This window comes from Okeania sp. KiyG1 (genome assembly GCF_014132355.1).
Taxonomy (GTDB): domain Bacteria; phylum Cyanobacteriota; class Cyanobacteriia; order Cyanobacteriales; family Microcoleaceae; genus Okeania.
In genome coordinates this window covers 20201-38891 of sequence record NZ_BLZO01000036.1, presented here as the reverse complement: position 1 = coordinate 38891, position 18691 = coordinate 20201, and the positions used below count along the sequence as shown (strand labels likewise).

At 36.3% G+C, this 18691-nt stretch carries 16 protein-coding genes and 1 pseudogene; 9 read left to right on the top strand and 8 right to left on the bottom strand.

What is annotated here, in order from left to right; translation table 11 throughout:
• Positions 1–746: 746 nt before the first annotated feature.
• The 6 genes and pseudogenes from SAGCYANO_RS05835 to SAGCYANO_RS05810 all read right to left on the bottom strand — a co-directional run bounded on the left by SAGCYANO_RS05835 (position 747) and on the right by SAGCYANO_RS05810 (position 5736).
• Positions 747–1886: pseudogene (locus SAGCYANO_RS05835) on the bottom strand (ISAs1 family transposase).
• Between the two features lie 1111 nt (positions 1887–2997).
• Positions 2998–3390, bottom strand: coding sequence for a hypothetical protein (locus SAGCYANO_RS05830; protein ID WP_202219208.1), 393 nt, complete (start codon positions 3388–3390; stop codon positions 2998–3000).
• Positions 3391–3807: 417 nt separating this feature from the next.
• Entirely contained in the window at positions 3808–4056 is a 249-nt protein-coding gene (locus tag SAGCYANO_RS05825; protein WP_202219229.1) for a hypothetical protein, read from the bottom strand.
• A complete protein-coding gene (locus SAGCYANO_RS49995; protein ID WP_202219210.1) occupies positions 3969–4184 on the bottom strand; it encodes a ribbon-helix-helix domain-containing protein in 216 nt (71 codons plus the stop codon). The genes SAGCYANO_RS05825 and SAGCYANO_RS49995 overlap by 88 nt, the downstream gene beginning before the upstream one ends.
• A gap of 350 nt (positions 4185–4534) precedes the next feature.
• Entirely contained in the window at positions 4535–4777 is a 243-nt protein-coding gene (locus tag SAGCYANO_RS05815) for a hypothetical protein (RefSeq protein WP_202219209.1), read from the bottom strand.
• A gap of 566 nt (positions 4778–5343) precedes the next feature.
• Complete coding sequence (locus SAGCYANO_RS05810) at positions 5344–5736, bottom strand: hypothetical protein (protein WP_202219208.1); 393 nt, start codon at positions 5734–5736, stop codon at positions 5344–5346.
• 257 nt (positions 5737–5993) lie between these two features.
• On the opposite strand from SAGCYANO_RS05810, the gene SAGCYANO_RS05805 reads away from it, so the two are divergent.
• The 8 genes from SAGCYANO_RS05805 (at position 5994) to SAGCYANO_RS05765 (ending at position 15361) form a co-directional block, all read left to right on the top strand.
• The gene (locus SAGCYANO_RS05805; RefSeq protein WP_202219207.1) at positions 5994–6854 is read left to right on the top strand and encodes a hypothetical protein; all 861 of its coding nucleotides are present in this window, start codon (positions 5994–5996) and stop codon (positions 6852–6854) included.
• 1216 nt (positions 6855–8070) lie between these two features.
• Positions 8071–9102, top strand: a complete 1032-nt coding sequence (locus SAGCYANO_RS05800; RefSeq protein WP_202219206.1) for a chlorophyll a/b binding light-harvesting protein — start codon at positions 8071–8073, stop codon at positions 9100–9102.
• Positions 9103–10514: 1412 nt separating this feature from the next.
• Positions 10515–10703 carry a hypothetical protein gene (locus SAGCYANO_RS05790; protein WP_202219204.1) on the top strand — a complete coding sequence of 63 codons (189 nt, stop codon included), beginning with the start codon at positions 10515–10517 and terminating at the stop codon, positions 10701–10703.
• Positions 10704–11253: 550 nt separating this feature from the next.
• Complete coding sequence (fldA, locus tag SAGCYANO_RS05785) at positions 11254–11766, top strand: flavodoxin FldA (protein ID WP_202219203.1); 513 nt, start codon at positions 11254–11256, stop codon at positions 11764–11766.
• Between the two features lie 477 nt (positions 11767–12243).
• The gene (locus SAGCYANO_RS05780; RefSeq protein WP_202219202.1) at positions 12244–12399 is read left to right on the top strand and encodes a hypothetical protein; all 156 of its coding nucleotides are present in this window, start codon (positions 12244–12246) and stop codon (positions 12397–12399) included.
• Between the two features lie 143 nt (positions 12400–12542).
• Positions 12543–13292, top strand: coding sequence for an alpha/beta fold hydrolase (locus tag SAGCYANO_RS05775; protein WP_202219201.1), 750 nt, complete (start codon positions 12543–12545; stop codon positions 13290–13292).
• A gap of 752 nt (positions 13293–14044) precedes the next feature.
• Positions 14045–14359 carry a hypothetical protein gene (locus tag SAGCYANO_RS05770; protein ID WP_307785830.1) on the top strand — a complete coding sequence of 105 codons (315 nt, stop codon included), beginning with the start codon at positions 14045–14047 and terminating at the stop codon, positions 14357–14359.
• Positions 14360–14779: 420 nt separating this feature from the next.
• On the top strand, positions 14780–15361 hold the full coding sequence (locus SAGCYANO_RS05765) for a Crp/Fnr family transcriptional regulator (protein ID WP_202219200.1): 582 nt from the start codon (positions 14780–14782) through the stop codon (positions 15359–15361).
• A 139-nt stretch (positions 15362–15500) separates the two neighbouring features.
• Here SAGCYANO_RS05765 and SAGCYANO_RS05760 read toward each other — a convergent pair whose 3' ends face one another.
• A complete protein-coding gene (locus SAGCYANO_RS05760) occupies positions 15501–16313 on the bottom strand; it encodes a phosphorylase (RefSeq protein ID WP_202219199.1) in 813 nt (270 codons plus the stop codon).
• A 666-nt stretch (positions 16314–16979) separates the two neighbouring features.
• On the opposite strand from SAGCYANO_RS05760, the gene SAGCYANO_RS05755 reads away from it, so the two are divergent.
• Positions 16980–17774 carry a bifunctional 2-polyprenyl-6-hydroxyphenol methylase/3-demethylubiquinol 3-O-methyltransferase UbiG gene (locus tag SAGCYANO_RS05755; RefSeq protein WP_202219198.1) on the top strand — a complete coding sequence of 265 codons (795 nt, stop codon included), beginning with the start codon at positions 16980–16982 and terminating at the stop codon, positions 17772–17774.
• A gap of 504 nt (positions 17775–18278) precedes the next feature.
• Here SAGCYANO_RS05755 and SAGCYANO_RS05750 read toward each other — a convergent pair.
• Positions 18279–18557 (bottom strand): hypothetical protein, encoded by a 279-nt coding sequence (locus SAGCYANO_RS05750; protein ID WP_202219228.1) that lies wholly within the window; start codon positions 18555–18557, stop codon positions 18279–18281.
• Positions 18558–18691: the final 134 nt, after the last annotated feature.

Genomic DNA, 18691 nt, shown 5'->3' with positions numbered 1-18691 from the left:
AAGCGTTACATTATGTTACAAACAGAACTTCCTCTTTCAGACCTTATACTCTGAATACTTCAGAATTACTAATTAATTAGGCTGGGAGAATTTCATAGTTGCACAAAGAAAATACTTCTTTTGAGTATTGTTCTCTGAGTTATTACCAAAATACTTGCACCAAAAGAAAAATGCAATCCCAAAACCTCATATAAATCTCATATGATTTTTTAGACAACCTCATATAGTCCCCAGAAATTTATTGAAAGTCTTGTTTATGCTGTTCCACAAGGGGCAGGGCCAACGCATCTAATTTTTTTGACAAAAGACCAAGAGGTACATTCCGAGAATGGATACTGTGAGACATCTTAGCTCACGCTCCACAAACGCTATTTTCGAGTAAGCGATCGCGTCCAACCTTGATCGATAACTGATACGGGAGTATTTATAGCAGGACTTACGCAAAGACACTATGTATAGCGTATGTTAAATAGAGCGATTGCGCTCCGCAAAGCTCCGCTAACGCTATAGTTTTTTAAGCGATTGCGCTCCGCAAAGCTCCGCTAACACCTAAATATTTTGGCCATTGTTAAAACAAGGGTAAAAAACACCTATAAAATAGAAATAGCCTTGAATTTTATTCCAGATATTACAGTCTGCAATCACGCTTAAGTAATCAAAGCACAATCAATAATAATTCTAATTCTGCTATTACTCAAACAAAATCATCATACCGAATGTTTTCACTTATTTGCCATCAGAATTTATTATGAGCTGAACAAAATTTTGAGGAGGTAATTATTGTTCCATCCGGCTCTTTTTCGTTTATTTTTTATTCCAGTTTTTACAGTTTTTTCGCTTGTTAATAAATTTCATGCTATTTGTCTAATTACTGCTAAATTTTCAGGAGCATTATCCTTTCTGATTCTAGAATCATCTTCCTGGAATTGAACATCCAGAACCCAATTTAATTGATTTTCAATTCCCCAATGGCCTCGTATAGCTTCAGCTAAAATTTGTGCATTATTTGATAAACTACTGATGTAGTATCTTCGTTCACAAGTGATTTTTCCATCTTTTTCAGAGCGAAAGTAATCGAGGAGCGCCAATTGATTTGAGATTTTTCCATTCCCCAAAAGGGTCTACTTCTTCAGAAATATTACTCACCATATAATAGTATCGACCTTCGATACGACCATGAGTTAAATCAGATTGACAGTAATCACATTACGCGGGCTTTTTCTCCAACATTGTTAGATAATTTATTTAGCAATTTTTCTACTATGCAGATAAAAATAACCTTGATTTTTTCAAAGTAATTACATAGTCAGCTTGTTGTGCTGTAATTTGTTTAACAATTTCTTTTGACATCCCATCGCATCAATGGTCACGCGCGCAACCAGAAATAGATAAAACCTTGAGAAGTTTAGGAATTGCAGTAATTTCGTTTGATTTATTATCTACTTTTACTTGACCTAAAACCAGGCGATTTGCCGTTGCCCAGGCACTGACCATGTGAATAGGTTTCCCTTGATTTTTTCGGGTCTAAAGAACCTCTGAGAGTTTTACCATCTATTGCTATTATTTCTCCTTCAGTTATTTGACTTACTGACTTAATCCATGACAAAAAACAGACTCTGTAATTGTTCGGGGTCTAGACGTGCAAAAACTCGCGCAAATGTATCATGAGATGGAATACCATTAGGCAGTTCTAAAAAACTTTTTAGCCATTCATATTTAGACTCACCATAAGCTTCTATATCCACCCATGTATCCGCACCACAAATTACAGCACAAATAGTAATTATAATAATATCAATTAATTGATGACGTTTAGTTCTATCTACCCTCGGGTCTTCTAGTTCACTAAAATACTCATAAATACTCTTTTTGGGTTGGAGTTTCATTGTTGAAAATTTCTATTATTACTAGGATAATTATCCAATACGGAAACTCTAATATTCAGCTTAAGAGTGTTTTTTAAGTATTAATTATGAAATTTATTTGATAGTTTTGACAGTTGAAAGTTTGGGTATTTTTTGATGGTGATATGAGAAGCGATAGACTTCCAGTCCGCTTTCCTACGGAATGCTACGCAAACGCGTTGGCGGAGCCTAGCGGCAGCTATATCGCATAGTCTCCATTTGAAATTATCTTCTTGGTCATTTGTCAAAAAAATTAGATGCGTTGGCCCTGCCACAAGGGGGTTTGCTGCGATCGCAACTTTTATGCAACTAAAGCCTACTACTATACTACTTACAAATTTAAGACTGTGCCAATTCCTATCTAGAGCATTACACCCTCACCAACGCCCCGGAAAGCAACAGGCCACAGGCAATATCATGTCTGGATAATTGGGTTTGCTGAAAAAAGCAAAGTGTGCGGGGGTGGGGAGTGTGGGAAGTGTGGGAAGTGTGGGAAGTGTGGGGAGGGCAGGAAAACAGAGAAAGTAGGAGAAATAATTGTTCTTTTATTTTTCTGCCCCCCTCGCCCCAAAATTCTCACTTTTTGAGGGTTTGGGACTGAAAAAGGCACACTGCAATTCGATTATAAAAAGGCTAAAACTTTTATTTAGTAGTGCTTTTAGATTTAATCGGCAAGCCCTAATTAGTGATAAAAAAACTTTCTCCTTCTCTTCCCCTTTCTTCCCTCTTGACTCCTAAGTCCTGACTCCTCCGTTGTTTAATTAGGGTTTGCTGATTAAATCTTAAATAATTACCAGATAAAGGTTTTAGCCTTTTTAGGTATTGAAAAAGTACATGGTTTTCAGCTCTTCATGCTCATGCATGGAGCGCATTTTTAGCGCATAGTTGGGCAAAAAAATTCTCCCCTACTCCCCTACTTCCCTACTTCCCTACTCCCCTACTCCCCTACTCCCCCGCTCCCCTACTCCTTAAAAAAGACTTTTTCAGCAAGCCCTAATTATAACTGTTCAACCGGACATGATATAAGAAGGTTTGCCGGATTTTTGCCATGAAAAAATACCGACCACATTGCTGCGATCGGCTCCTTTGATTTTTATTCTTCTTCGTTTGGATCTTCTTGTTCGGCAGATTCGAGGAGATGAACCAACTCAACTTCTAAATATTGCATCTCCTCAAACACTTTCGATTTATGAGTATGATTTTCGATTAGCCGCTTTTCTAATCTTTTGCCATGAGCTTCTACATATTCTAGGTGCACAGATTGAAGAATTCTTAAGCGGTCAAGAATTCCCCCAATAGTTGTTTGTGCGATTGTAAATCCGCCTCCTTGGCCCACAGCTCTATTAACTCGCTCTGGCTCATTCCTAGAGCTGCTGATATCCGCTTTAAACGCTTCTTTGTTGTAGGAGTAACCGTTAAGTTTAAGCTCGTCTTTGCTTCTCCGTGTATTGTTTTTCTGGGCATTATACCTGTTGTTATTTTCCATTCTGCACTTGCAAAGTTATTTTACTCAAAACTCTTGACAAGTCTGTTGTGCAAGTGTATAATAATTTATATTATAAACACGTGTACTAATTCCAGGAGGTGAAGTCCAACAAAGCAGTCCAAACAGTTAAAACCTAATGCTTAACTGACATAGCCTTTAAATTTCTCAGTGACTATCTAATGGATATCTTTTGTGGTGAAGCAATAATGCTGCTAACTTCACCCCTTTCTAAGTAACCTAACTTTTTCTGACTTTTTTATGATTGGAAATTTATATGATCACAAATTCGAGACTCCTTTCAATGACCCAGAACTTCCTAACTGGGCAGATGGCCATCTAGATAAATTTTGTGATTTATTTTGGCACGAAACCTGAAAAAATACCGATCACATTGCTGCGATCGGCTCCTTTGACTTTTTATTCTTCTAATTTTTCGTTTTTTGGTGGTTGTTCAACCTGTTCCAAGACTTTAGCCATTTCTCTTTCTAAAGCTGCTGCTTTATCCAAGAAGCTAGCAATAGACACATCGCTTTCGTCGCCCCGTTGCTTTAAACGCCCATTATGAGCGTACATATAATTTAATGCGTCGCGGACAATTTCTCGAAACAGGTCAAAAATTCCCCCAATAAGCCCACTGACTGCATCTGATGCCAGCCCCTCGCCCATTTTTCTATCAATTCGCTCCGACTGATGTTCAGAGCATCCGCTATTTCTGCCAATAATTCCTTTGTCTCAGGAGTAACTGTTAGATTCAATTGTTGTTTCTTTTGCTCGTACTTAATCTTTCTTCCCATCTATTTTTTTTTGTCCATTGTAAGCGCTTAAAAATATTTTACTCAATTACTTGACAATATTAAAAGCGCTTATTTATAATTATTTTAGTTAAGAAGCGCTTGAAAATTTTTAGGAGGTGATGTCCAACGAAGCAGTTCAAACAGTTAAAACCTAGTGCCGCTACGCGGAAGTCAAAAGTCGTAGGGGCGAATGGCATTCGCCCTCAAAAGTCTTGATTTGTAATTGTTTTAGGATTTTGTAACTGGTCAGTTATTTCTGCTTTCCTGTACGAGACAAATTTTGCGATTTGTTTTGGCACAAAACCTGGAAAAATACCGACCACATTGCTGCGATCGGCTCCTTTGACTTTTTATTCTTCTTCGTTTGGATCTTCTTGTTCGGCAGATTCGAGGAGATGAACCAACTCAACTTCTAAAGAGCGCATCTCCTCAAATACTTTAGATTTATGAGTATTATTTTCGATTAGCCGCTTTTCTAATCTTTTGCCATTTTCCTCTACATATTCTAGGTGTGTAGACTGAAGAGTCCTTAAGCGGTCAAGAATTCCCCCAACAGTTGTTTTTGAGACCGTAATTCGGCCTCCTTTGTCCATAGCTCTATTAACTCGCTTTGACTCATTCCTAAAGCTGCTGATATTTGCTTCAAACGCTTCTTGGTTCTAGGGGTTACGGTTAAATGAATGCTGGCCTTCTTTTCCTGATGGATTGATTTTCTCGGCATTATATTTACTGCTTTTTTTCATTTTACGTTCGTGAATAAATTTTACTCAAAACTCTTGACGTTTTCACCTTACGGACGTACTATATAAATGCTCAATTAACGGCCGTTATATTCCCAGGAGGTGAAGTCCAACAAAGTAGTTCAAACAGTTAAAACCTAATGCTTAACTGACATAGCCTTTTTTATTCTCAGTGACTATCTAATGGATATCTTTTGGGGTGAGGCAATAATGCTGCTAACTTCACCCTTTTTAGTAAAAATACTTTTTCTTACTTTTTTATGATTGGAAATTTATATGACCACAAATTCGAGACTCCTTTAAATGACCCAGAACTTCCCAACTGGGTAGATGGATATCTAGACAAATTTTGCGATTTGTTTTGGCACGAAACCTGAAAAAATACCGACCACATTGCTGCGATCGGCTCCTTTGATTTTTTATTCTTCTTCGTTTGGATCTTCTTGTTCGGCAGATTCGAGGAGATGAACCAACTCAACTTCTAAATATTGCATCTCCTCAAACACTTTCGATTTATGAGTATGATTTTCGATTAGCCGCTTTTCTAATCTTTTGCCATGAGCTTCTACATATTCTAGGTGCACAGATTGAAGAATTCTTAAGCGGTCAAGAATTCCCCCAATAGTTGTTTGTGCGATTGTAAATCCGCCTCCTTGGCCCACAGCTCTATTAACTCGCTCTGGCTCATTCCTAGAGCTGCTGATATCCGCTTTAAACGCTTCTTTGTTGTAGGAGTAACCGTTAAGTTTAAGCTCGTCTTTGCTTCTCCGTGTATTGTTTTTCTGGGCATTATACCTGTTGTTATTTTCCATTCTGCACTTGCAAAGTTATTTTACTCAAAACTCTTGACAAGTCTGTTGTGCAAGTGTATAATAATTTATATTATAAACACGTGTACTAATTCCAGGAGGTGAAGTCCAACAAAGCAGTCCAAACAGTTAAAACCTAATGCTTAACTGACATAGCCTTTAAATTTCTCAGTGACTATCTAATGGATATCTTTTGGGGTGAGGCAATAATGCTGCTAACTTCAACCCTTTCTAAGTAACCTAACTTTTTCTTACTTTTTATGATTGGAAATTTATATGACCACAAATTCGAGACTCCTTTCAATGACCCAGAACTTCCCAACTGGGCAGATGGCTATCTAGATAAATTTTGCGATTTATTTTGGGACAACACCTGGAAAGAAGGCGATGAAGCGATCGCTTCTCTGGAAATAGATATGCTGGCCGATAGATATGCCTATATCAAAGAGGGCATGGCTTTGAGAGCTTTTCAAATTTATAAATTGTACAAAAACTTAGGGTATAAGTCTTTCAAAGAGTATTGTCTTAAAGGCTTGAAAAAATCGGTCTATTACGTCAAACGAGTCATTAAAGCTGCTCAAATATCTTGGTCATTGATGCTCGAAGGATTTACCGAATTGCCAGACAACGTATCTCAAGCCCAAAAATTAGCCAGTTCTGCCAGTCAAATTAGTGAAGAAGTTGATGAGACAGTGAGCTGTTGGCAAGAGGTTTTGGGTAAGGCAAAGCAAGAATCCAAACCTATTACAGCAACTTACATAGAAACAACTATTATCGGGGAAACTACACCGCCCCTAGCCACAGCAAAACTACCCAGAGACGTTTGGGATAAGTTAAAAGCTCAGGCCAAACAACAAGGAGTAAAGCCTGAAAAATTATTAGAAGAAATTATCGGAAATTATTTAGACGGAAGCTCGGAACCAGAGACCCAGACAGAGCCGGAACCGGAACCTCCATTAACTACCGAAACACAAGTCAATCAAGCATCCTTAGTTGAATGGGAAAGCGACTTACAGCAATTGGTAAATCAACATTTTGAAGAGTGTAGAGAAAGCAACACAATCTCAGACATTTCGTCAATACGGGAAGGTGAAAGCTCAATAAGGCAACCTCCGACTTAGAGTGACTTGAGAAAAAGCTTATATCATGTCCGGTTAAATACTAGAAGGAAGGCAGAGCTGAATCCGAATATACGTTTGAGCCGATAAAATCTAACTTTTAACTTTTGTACGGGCGAATGGCCATTCGCCCCTACGATTTATAACTTCCGTAATAAGTTGTGAAAAATGGCAAATAAAAAGAGTCCCTAATTGCTTTCCAGCCAAGCTGTAAACATTTTCAGTATGACTGAGGGACTCTGTTGTCCTACCAGAGAGAAGAACACCATAAGCAATGTAATTAGTATTATGAAGTTAATGACAAGCTTTGTCAATACTTTTAGGTGGTTAATTTCAGATTCGTTTTGTATCAACCATTTTTAGCAGCAAAATCAAAGAGTTTTATTCCGTTAATTTTATGCATTCTTAAGATTTAACTCTGCTAAGGCCAAAAAATTAATGATAAAAATATCAAAAAACTCTTGACAAATCCAGAAATTTATTGAATATTAGTTGCAATAAGTATGTAATATCCTCTGTAACAAGAGGTAAAAGGCCATAACTACCAATCTGGACATCTGAAAAAAGTATTCAAACTTACTCTAGTCCAGAAGCAAAAAAAATGACCACTGTAATTAGTGGCCAAAGCTATGTATTTTGATTAAGGATATGATATCACAATTAGAACCTTCCAACCATTTCAGGAATACAGAATAGAGCAGAATCAGTACTGAGATGAGCGATCGCATTTCTACTACTGCCATCTGCTCAAATTAGTGACTTAGCCGACACAAAATTAGAATTTATACTAGGGCAGTCTCCTATTTTATACTGCCATAGTTGTTGACTTTATGAAAGAAAGTTTGACCAAAAATGGTGCTACTTTCTGATAGATTGTCAACCAATTTTATCTGTTAAAAATAGATTATTATTACTACTTAATATCTGCTATATCTGCAGTTAAATCTGCTTATTTAGTAGATAATCATCTCTTTATAGCTATTTTGATTAGAAATGCTCAAGCATTATTACTTGTAAAATTTATTGAATAAAATTATCTTGATATTTTTCAAAATACTCTTCAATTCAATCAATTAAAAAAGTAATTAATCATACTGTTTTTCTGTTTGGTATGTATAATATATTGTTATATCAGCACATATTAGCTGTTGCATAAAAAAAAGTAGTAATTGTTGTCATAAATTATTGCTGCTCGGACTCTAATCCAAGGAAAAAAACCATGCAAACTTATGATAATTCAGAAGTTAAATACGACTGGTGGGCTGGTAATGCTCGCTTCGCTAAACTATCTGGTTTATTCATCGCTGCTCACGCAGGTCAAGCAGCTTTAATTACCTTTTGGGCAGGAGCATTTACTCTGTTTGAAATCTCTCGATATTCTCCTAATTTACCGATGGGAGAACAGGGCTTAATTTTACTGCCACACCTAGCAACTTTAGGTTTAGGTATCGGAAATGGTGGAGAAGTTGTAGATACTTATCCCTATTTTGTTGTTGGTGTTGTACATCTAATCTCATCAGCAGTCTTAGGTGCAGGAGCACTTTTTCATACTTTTAAAGCTCCAGAAAATTTAAAGGATGCAACAGGTGGAGCTAAGAAATTTCACTTTGAATGGGATAACCCAAAACAGTTAGGAATAATCTTAGGTCATCACCTACTTTTTTTAGGATTTGGCGCTCTATTATTAGTAGCCAAAGCTATGTATTTTGGTGGGCTTTATGATGCTACAACTCAAACTGTACGTTTAGTAACTAATCCCACTCTCGATCCATTAGTAATATATGGATATCAAACTCATTTTGCCAGTGTTAACAGCTTAGAAGACTTAGTTGGAGGTCACATTTATGTGGGAATTCTGCTAGTTTTAGGTGGCATTTGGCACATTATCAAAGAGCCACTTCCTTGGGCAAAACGGGTTTTAATCTTCTCTGGCGAAGCAATTCTTTCTTATTCTCTAGGTGGAATAGCTTTAGCAGGATTTGTTGCGGCTTATTTCTGTGCCGTTAATACTTTAGCTTATCCTGTAGAGTTTTATGGCCCAGCTTTGGATATTAAGCTTGGGATTACTCCCTATTTTGCTGATACTGTGAAGTTGCCTTTAGGTGGTCATACTGCTCGTTGTTGGTTAGCTAATGCCCATTTCTTCTTAGCTTTCTTCTTCCTTCAAGGTCATCTGTGGCACGCTCTGCGAGCTATGGGTTTTGACTTTAAGCGTGTTGAAAATGCTTTGAATGGTGTTACTGAGTCTTAACAACTAACGCCTAGAACTCAGGGGTCAGAAATCAGGATATTCTTTGTACTTAGGTCTGAGAATCTGGCTCCTGTCATTTCAGTTATCAGTTATCAGTTATCAGTTATCAGTTATCAGTTGTCATCAAAGTGTTTCAGGAAATAGGGAATAGAGGAATGTCTGCGCCATATTTGCGTAGCGCTATAGTTTTATAGTCAGTAGTCGATATTCAACAGTCAGTAGTCGGCAGTCGGTAGTTATCAGCAAACATCGTATTCGCTGTTTGAGCGATGAACACTGCTTTTTTTTCCTTGCAAGCTTACTTGTTTCCTTCTGAATTAAATGCTTTTGAGTTTTTTTGATATCAAGTGGAAAAAATTTTGTTTTTAGGCTTGACAATTTCACTTAGGTTGTGGGTTAATATTAATAGAAATATTTCTCATTAGTTTGACCGAAATCTCCACTAACAATACTGAGGATTAAACATACTGTAAACGAAGACTTTGACTAAATATATTTTTCGCAATTTATTGAGATATTTTCTCATTTTTCAGAGGTAAATTCTGAGTACAGTAAGCTCTCAGGTATCTAAAGTTGCATCTTTTTCAAGAATTATTATGGATGAAATACTTAGATATCAAAGGCGATCGCGATTTTATCTGATAGTAGAGTATGCAGCTTGAATACGCAACAGCTTAATAGATATTGCTTTCAATAGAGTAGTTGCTATTCAAACTGTAACAGGAAACAGGGAACAGTGGGAAAAACATTTCCTCTAATTCGGATTACCATCCATAGTAAGCATTTAGCCGTCAGCTATCAGCTATCAACTATTGCTTCTAGTTTAAGATAAAAGCAATATTTAATTGTCTTGCTACAAAAGTTGCCTCCCTTACCTTAAAGTCAGTTGTTAATTTAAACACTGTCCTTAAGGAGACATTCTTGTTGCTGATAGCTGACAGCTAATAGCTGAATGCTTACCATCCGTATAAGTCCTAACCTATCTCTCTATTACTATGAATTAGTTAGTTGCTTCTAATGAATAAGTGGTCTGTATATTTATTTTGTGTAATTTTCAGGCATTAACTTAACAAGCAAATGACGAGACCTTTATTAGTTTATCTCTGTTCGATGATAATTACAATTTTGTCAAGTTATCAAAATAATTGGGTCGCCCAACCCCACCTTTTCAGGCGAAATATTTTTGGAAGCTTGCTCAAATCTCTTACTTCCCCTCCCAGGAGGGGTTAGGGGTGGGTTAACTTCTGACTTCTGACTTCTGACTTCGTTAATTAATCCCATCATTATCAGAAATAAACAATCAGAATTAATGGTAATTAGAATAATATTTAGCTCCTGAAAAGGATAAATTACTAAACTTAACTTCAGCAACTTAATTACATAAATAAAATAAATATAGGAAATCAAAACAAATGCAAAATTCACGAAAACTAGCTTCATGGAAAATCAGACAAGTAAACAAAAATGGTCATCAAAAAAACCAGACTAAATATTTAGAAGTAGAAACTAATGGGCAAAATAAAACAACCAACGTCAACAATAATTTGGATCGATTACAAACTGATTGGTCTGGTTATTGTGATGAATTAGATATTGATTAATTCTAATTCAATAACTTGAACTGCTAAAAGTTAGTTCATTAATTGATAATTGATAATGGATAATTGATAATTACCTCTGGTTAAAACCGTTACGGAATTGAATATAAGGAAATATTATTTCTTTTCTCTTGGTCGATGGTCGGACAGCGAGGAGACCTCGCCATCCCATCCTACAGAATGCTCCGCAAACGACCGCTGTCTTGGTCGATGGTCGGACAGCGAGGGGACCTCGCCATCCCTCGACCGCTTTTTCCCCTTAAAATGGTCGGCTTTAAACCAGAATTATTTAATTATTAATTATTAATTATTAATTATTCGGTAAGCATTCAGCTATTAGCTATTAGTTGTCAGCTCTCATGAGGGGGTTTAAATGAATATAGCCAGTTTTTGTAGTAAGTATAAATTCTGACTCAATGAATAAAGCTTTTATCTAAAACTAAAAGCAATAGCTGATAGCTGACGGCTGTTTACGCAGCATTCCGCAGGAAATGCTTACAAAGTTAGTAACATCTAACTAGCATTAAGATAAAAATTATCAAGGAAATAAAAAATGTCAAAAATTGGTCTTTTTGTCGGTACTACAACAGGAAAAACTGAATCAGCAGCAGAAATGGTTCAGGAAGAATTTGGTGGAGAAGATATAGTTACTATCCATAATATGGATGGGGTAAATACCGAAGATTTTGATGGCTATCAAAACATTATAATTGCTAGTCCCACTTGGAATATTGGTGAACTACAAAGTGATTGGGACGGTTTTTTTGATGAACTAGACAATATTGATTTTAATGGTAAAAAAGTAGCCTATTTTGGCACAGGCGACCAAATAGGATACGGCGACAACTTTCAAGATGCTATGGGTATTTTAGAAGAAAAAATCTCTAGTTTGGGTGGTAAAACTGTTGGATATTGGTCAACAGATGGCTATGATTATACTGAATCTAAAGCTGTCAAAAACGGTAAATTTGTAGGTTTAGCTCTTGATGAAGATAATCAAGCTGAATTTACAGAAGAACGTGTGAAAAAATGGGTAGCACAACTCAAAACAGATTTTGGGATTTAGTCGTAAGCATTCCGTAGGAAATGCTAATAGCTGAATACTTAAATTTAGTCTGATGTGATTCAGAGGGCAAAGGGAGATTTACGAAACTGTATTGAGCTATGAAAATCTACCTAACTTTCTAAATATATCAATGCTTGACAGAAGGAAGAAAGCTAGAGGAAAAAAAGAGAATTTAACAAATTAAACTAAGAAAAAGTTCAGGAGTCATGGCTGTCATAGTTGCTGAATTTAATTCTGTACAACTCGCAGATTTCGGGAGTAAGTTTGAGAGCTACGTTAAATCATATATTTGATGGTATTTAATTAGCTAGTAGGAAATTAATACCCACCAGTAATTAATATGAAATGTGAAAAAAATGCTATGGAAAATATCTTCAAATCCTGCTTTGAAAAGAGGGATATGTAGCAAAAAATTAGTATTTCATTGAATTATTTCTCTTGATTTTTCCTTCTAACTACTGACACCAGATTTAATCTATGAAACTCTCAAAACCTACTCCTGAAATTACCGAAAAATTTAGATATAAAGCTTCTCCATTCATGGAGAAAAAAGCGGTCGAGAGATGGATGGGTTTCCTAACCATATCCAATCGACCAAGAGAAGAAAAACATTCTTTTAACCAATCCTCTTAATTTATAAGAAGAGGTAATTCTAAATTCTAAATTCTGAATTCTGAATTCTAAATTCTTGAAATTCTTCCTTCTACACAATTATTCTGTACTTAAAGCTACTATTTACTAATTATTATCTTGATAACTTAGGAGAATGAAAACCAATGTCTAAGATTCCAGATGTATTGTGGTTAAATACCAGTCCTAGTCTACAAGTTTTTGACCGACGATTGATTAATTACCTATCAAGAAAAGTATTAATTGCTGAATGGGATTATTTTCAAACTGCTGATGAACCTTGTACTCTAGATATAGCTGTCACCTTACTCCATGATTATCTCAAATCTTTGAATCGACCTATTCATCTTATTGGTCATAGTACGAGTGGATTAGTGGGATTAATATATGCTCGTAAATATCCAGAAAGAGTGAAGTCTTTAACTTTATTATCTGTCGGCGTTCATCCTACAGTTGATTGGCAAGCACATTATTATGTACATCGCCATCTTTTACCTTGTAGTCGCCAAGTAATTTTGATTAATATGGTGAAGAGTTTATTTGGGGAGCAAGATAAAAAAAGTACTCAAAATTTAGTCAGGATATTGGAGAGAGATTTAGATTTATCTCCATCACCTCACTCATTATTAAGACGCCAAAGTATGGTTCCTAGAGGAGTTCCTGTACCTTTAATGGTATGTGGTGGCCATGACGATCCGATTATCGATCCTAACTTAATTGGAGGATGGCAAGCATTTTTAAAACCAGAAGATAGAATTTGGGAATGTCCTGAAGGTGGTTATTTTTTCCATCATTTTTATCCTCTAGATGTAGCACAATCACTACTAGAATTTTGGCAGAATAATGGACTGGTTTTATCGGATATAAGTCAGGAAGTAATAGCGAGTAAAATTTGATATTAGTCAAATAACTAGAGAGCAAATTATTATTGCTAATTATTGGCTGATTTTTCATAAAAATCAGTGTTTTATTTGGAAAAAACCGTAAGTAAATAGTTAGCAATCTCTTCAACTTTTTCCTAGTTATAGCGTTTCTCAGGTTAGCGATGTACAGTTATCTTTTTTATTTGTATTTCCCTGTTGCCTGTTGCCTGTTGCCTGTTGCCTAAAACCCAGAATTGTGTACCTCACAAGTATGATAATTGCTATATATACCGCTTCTCTAATTTATGAGACACAGTTTTAGACCCCCCCTAACCCCCCTTAATAAGCTATGCTTTACCCACATATTTCTTAACATAAAACGTAGACATTATTGACAAGTTATGGGTAAGTCTTAGTTCGTCTTTTTCGGGAGAAAAATGTATTGAAAAATACGTTTTTTTGATAACTGTAGACAGGATTCTTTCTCCCGCTCCTCCCCATCCTCCCCATCCTCCCCACCCTCTCACAAGGGTTTCAGGAGTTATGGGTAAGGGATAGCTTAATAAAGGGGGAACCGCTTAAAAAGGGGGGGAGGTGTCAAAGTCCCCCTTGATCCCCCTCCCGTCCCCCTTTCCAAGGGGGAAGCCAGATGTTGCTGCGCTTTTTGTTGAACGGGGGATTTAGGGGGATCGTAAATTTACCTCACAGGTATGATAATTGCTATATACGACTAAATATAATTAGTAATTTTTCCCAAATTATTAATTCAGAATAGAGTTAAAACTATGATTAATTTGCTTCCAGAATATCTACTTCAAAATCTAGCTCGTATCATTTTTATGACGGGTATTCTATTATTAATTACTATAAGTTTGCGGAATTTGTATTTAACCTTTAAGCAAGGAATAACTTATGTGAAACGACTGCATCAAATTCCTTGTAGTCGCTGTACATTTTTCACAGGAGATTATCGTTTGAAATGTACGGTACATCCTTATAATGCTCTCACTGAAACAGCTCTAAATTGTAGTGACTATGAACCAAATAATAATCTAGCAAAACCAATATTACAGCAATGTCAATCTAATTCACAATATTAGTAAGCATCTAGCAGTCAGCTATCAGCTATCAGCTTATTATCTTAGAAGGAGAAGTCAAAATTATGTCTGCATAGCATGACAAACGGAAATGCTGAATACTAATAGCTGTTTGCTTCTAATATCATGTCCGGTTGAATACTTATAAATAAATGACGGAGGAGTCAGGAGTCAGGAGTCAGGAGGGAAGAAAGAAGAAGAAAGAAGAAGAAAGAATTAAAGAGGAAGAAAAGGAGAAAGTTTTTTTATCACTAATTATCCGGACATGATATAACACTAACATTTTGCTGAAAAAGAACTCAGGAGTCAGGAGTCAGGAGTTAGTAAGTATAGAGAAAGAAAGGATTTGAATAGCATGAATTTTTAAATTCGTATTCAATGTCAAGTCGGAAATTTTCAACACAAATAAATAGGAGAATAATTGTGAGCTTAAATTCAGTAATTACTAAGCCTCATCAATTGAAGCAGCATCAATTTAAACGTCACCAATTAATACCATTAACAGATGTATTATTATGGCGAATAGATTCTGGGGTGGTTCGTACTCTTACCAAAAATGAAGAAGAAAATATAATTACTTTAGGATTTTGGGGTACAGGAGACATCGTTGGTCAACCTCTATTTCCATCTTATCCTTATCAAGTTGAATGTTTAACTATTGTAGAAGCAAGTATCTTACCAAAGGGTTATTTTTATACCCAAGAAGTAATGCTTTCCCACATTCAAAAAACTCAAGAGTTACTAAGAATTATTCTTTCTAGAAAAATCGAATTGCGACTGTTGAAACTATTAAAATGGTTGACCAATAGATTTGGCGATCGACTGCCAGACGGGAAAATATTGGATATTAGGTTAACTCATCAAGAATTAGCTGACATTATTGGCACCAGTCGCGTTACTGTAACACGACTACTAAATAAGTTTGAAAAAGAACAGAAAATAGGATGGTCTCATAATAATTGCCTAATTATTTTTAATCAGACATCTCCAGAAAATAGGGAGTAGGGAGTAGGGACCCACCCCTAACCCCTCCGGTGGAGGGGAAAAAGGGAGTAGGGAGTAGGGAGTAGGGAACCCACCCCTAACCCCTCCGGTGGAGGGGAAGAATTGATAATTTATGTGCCATAATTGATTTGATTTTTTATTATTGGAGATGTCTAGTAAAAAGACAAGTTGTCACCTCCTGCAATACTTTTAATCCTTGAATACTACCTCGAATAAGTTGAAAAGCAGGTAGTGGTTGCCGAAACATAGCGATCGCCAATACTAAAGGTTGCAAATTTCCAGATGATGTCAGAGCAGAAGTGATATTGGGAAGGTCATGGTAACAGTCATCGCTGACCACTCTCACTATCGCCACGGAGACAGGTAAATGAGCAAAGAAATTTAGAATTGCAAAACCTTCCATATCTACCACTTCTGCACCAGTATTTTTTCCCAATATTTGTTTTTCCGCTGCCTTGTAGATGAAGCGATCGCTAGTTAAACCTGTTACTAAGGAAGCTTTTCCTTTTAGATGTGTTTGCAACTTAGCTGTTAAAACACTATCGCAGTTTTGCCGGAGTAACTGAGAATAATCTTTTGATTTTGGGTTTAATACGCTGCCGTCTATATAGTGTTTACAATTGATTGGGGTTTGAGTCCCCATCCACTTCTTCCTTCTTGCTTCTTCCTTCTTGCTTCTTCCTTCTTCAATATATTCAACACACTCATTATAAATAACCACATCTCCAGGTTGATATTGACTAGATAGACTACCACACAATCCCATAACCAATATTGTAGAGGGTTGATGGGAGGAAAAATCTTGTCTTTTTTGCCAGTTATTCAAATAGCGAGTAACAGATGCAGCACCTATAGGCAAAGACAATAATTTAGGCTGAGATAACTGAGGGGTAAGACCACGCTTCACAGATTTTAGTTCTGGCCCTTGGACAACCAAAATTGTATCAATCATTTTACAGCAGTTTTCTAGTCTCGGAGGTACAAAGTTTTATTGCTCTAGGGAACAGGGAACAGGAAACAGGAAACAGGAAATATCAGGCTATTCTTATATCCAATCGACCAAAAGAAGAAATCAGATTTCCTTATATTCAACCAAGAACGGTTTTAACCAGAGGTAATTATTAATTATTAATTATTAATTATTAATTATTAATTATTAATTATTCATTATTCATTATCCATTATTCATTATTCATTTTTTAGTTCTGGCCCTTGGACAACCAAAATTGTATCAATCATTTTACAGCAGTTTTCTAGTCTCGGAGGTACAAAGTTTTATTGCTCTAGGGAACAGGGAACAGGAAACAGGAAACAGGAAATATCAGGCTATTCTTATATCCAATCGACCAAAAGAAGAAATCAGATTTCCTTATATTCAACCAAGAACGGTTTTAACCAGAGGTAATTATTAATTATTAATTATTAATTATTAATTATTAATTATTCATTATTCATTATTCATTAATGAAAACTGTACCTCACCCTTCCTCAAAAATGCTGTAATTATAAATACAAATGTTAAATAATTCTAAATTTTTGAACATCTTAAATTGCATACCCTCATATTTTGTAGGAAATATAAGTAATTAGCCAACGATAGAAGGGGGGAATTTTATAGATGTCAGCGTCTACAGACTATATTCTTAGCAATACTCAATTTCTCAAAGAACTAGAAAGACTACAGGCGATCGAACAAATTTTTGACCCAAAAACTCGTGAACGAATTTTAACAACTGGAATTACAGAAAAATGGCAATGTCTGGAAGTAGGAGCTGGAGCAGGAGCGGTCGCTAAATGGCTCGCAACAGTTGTTGGAGATAGTGGAAAGGTCGTTGCAGTTGACCTAGATACTCGTTTTTTAACAAATATTCAATCATCTAATATTGAAGTTTTAGAAGGAGACTTTTGCCATCTTGCGCTGGAAAGTCAATCTTTTGACTTAATTCATACCCGTTATCTTCTCATCCATATTCCAGACTTTCAACTTGCCTTATCAAAAATGGTAGATTTGCTCAAACCTGGTGGATGGTTAGTAATTGAAGAGCCAGATTTTTCTGCTGCTAAAGCTATTGCGGGAGATAGTCAAATGTGTCAGTCAGTAAACAAAGTCAATCTCGCTATTCAAAAAATGTTTACAGATAGAGGAACAGATTATGCTTTAGGAGCGAAGTTACCAGAGATATTGCAACAGTATGATTGGCAAAAGTTATCCGTAGAAAATGATGCTCCTATTTCTCCAGGGCGATCGGAAATAGCCAAAATGATGAAAATGTCTGCAATGCAGCTTACAGAAAAATATGTTGGAACTGGTAAAGCAAGTCACTCTGACGTTGACAACTATTGTTTGTTTGCAGAAGACCCCAATACACAGGCAATTTACTACGCAACAGTAGGAGTTATTGCACATTCTTGAGTAGGGGAGTAGGGGAGTGGGGGATTCAATAATTGATAATTGATAATGGATAATTGATAATTACCTCTCCCTAAAAGGAAGAGGATTGAATCAAAGGAAAATTTTTTCTTGTTTCTCCTTAAAAGGAGAGGCTTTAAACCTTAATTATTCGGTAAGGGAGTAGGGGAGTAGGGGAGTGGGGAAGTAGGACAGAAGTAAGCATCAGAATAATTAGGGCTTGCTGATTAAAGATCAAAGCATTGACTGATATTGGTTGTAGCATTTTTTAGTCTCAAAAAGTGTCAGCTTTTCGTTGGAAAAAGTTCATGCATGCTAGTATTTTGGGACGATTATGACAGAAAAATTGAGGGACAAAACGCCCGCTCCTACCTCCCCTAAATTCCCCGTTCCTACTGTCTCCTGTCTCCAGTATAGCTGTCTCCTACCCCTACTAAAAGACTTTCCATACGCAAACCCTAATTAATACGCTACTGGTATGCTAATTATCAACAATTTCATTCTGTGTTAATTACTTAATAATTGAAGTTTCACCTCACAAAAGCATTCTTTTTTCACCCTTGGTATAATATCAAATCCGTTTAATTCGGTATAAAAAAATGTTCCATCTTCAACCATTACCAAATATTTCTTAATCTCCCCATCTCCCCATCTCCTCATCTCCTCATCTCCCCATCTCCCCATCCCTCCATCTCCCCATCTCCCCATCTCCCCATCTCCCCATCTCCCCATCTCCCCATCCCTCCATCTAATTACACCGATGCTACCGGATTTGATATAACTCAATATTTGCTATAGATGAATCGGCATTGAATATTATTCACCATCTCAACTCTAGCTCTAGCAAATTTCAACGTTTCTTCCTCAGACAAAAATTGTCGAGCTGAAAAATCTCTAATAAAACGCTACTATCAAGCGGA

Bases quoted from the DNA above. Each gene is read 5' to 3' on its own strand.
- SAGCYANO_RS05830 (WP_202219208.1), bottom strand. From the start codon at position 3,390: ATGGAAAATAACAACAGGTATAATGCCCAGAAAAACAATACACGGAGA.
- SAGCYANO_RS05825 (WP_202219229.1), bottom strand. From the start codon at position 4,056: ATGGGCGAGGGGCTGGCATCAGATGCAGTCAGTGGGCTTATTGGGGGA.
- SAGCYANO_RS49995 (WP_202219210.1), bottom strand. From the start codon at position 4,184: ATGGGAAGAAAGATTAAGTACGAGCAAAAGAAACAACAATTGAATCTA.
- SAGCYANO_RS05815 (WP_202219209.1), bottom strand. From the start codon at position 4,777: ATGGACAAAGGAGGCCGAATTACGGTCTCAAAAACAACTGTTGGGGGA.
- SAGCYANO_RS05810 (WP_202219208.1), bottom strand. From the start codon at position 5,736: ATGGAAAATAACAACAGGTATAATGCCCAGAAAAACAATACACGGAGA.
- SAGCYANO_RS05805 (WP_202219207.1), top strand. From the start codon at position 5,994: ATGATTGGAAATTTATATGACCACAAATTCGAGACTCCTTTCAATGAC.
- SAGCYANO_RS05800 (WP_202219206.1), top strand. From the start codon at position 8,071: ATGCAAACTTATGATAATTCAGAAGTTAAATACGACTGGTGGGCTGGT.
- SAGCYANO_RS05790 (WP_202219204.1), top strand. From the start codon at position 10,515: ATGCAAAATTCACGAAAACTAGCTTCATGGAAAATCAGACAAGTAAAC.
- fldA (WP_202219203.1), top strand. From the start codon at position 11,254: ATGTCAAAAATTGGTCTTTTTGTCGGTACTACAACAGGAAAAACTGAA.
- SAGCYANO_RS05780 (WP_202219202.1), top strand. From the start codon at position 12,244: ATGAAACTCTCAAAACCTACTCCTGAAATTACCGAAAAATTTAGATAT.
- SAGCYANO_RS05775 (WP_202219201.1), top strand. From the start codon at position 12,543: ATGTCTAAGATTCCAGATGTATTGTGGTTAAATACCAGTCCTAGTCTA.
- SAGCYANO_RS05770 (WP_307785830.1), top strand. From the start codon at position 14,045: ATGATTAATTTGCTTCCAGAATATCTACTTCAAAATCTAGCTCGTATC.
- SAGCYANO_RS05760 (WP_202219199.1), bottom strand. From the start codon at position 16,313: ATGATTGATACAATTTTGGTTGTCCAAGGGCCAGAACTAAAATCTGTG.
- SAGCYANO_RS05755 (WP_202219198.1), top strand. From the start codon at position 16,980: ATGTCAGCGTCTACAGACTATATTCTTAGCAATACTCAATTTCTCAAA.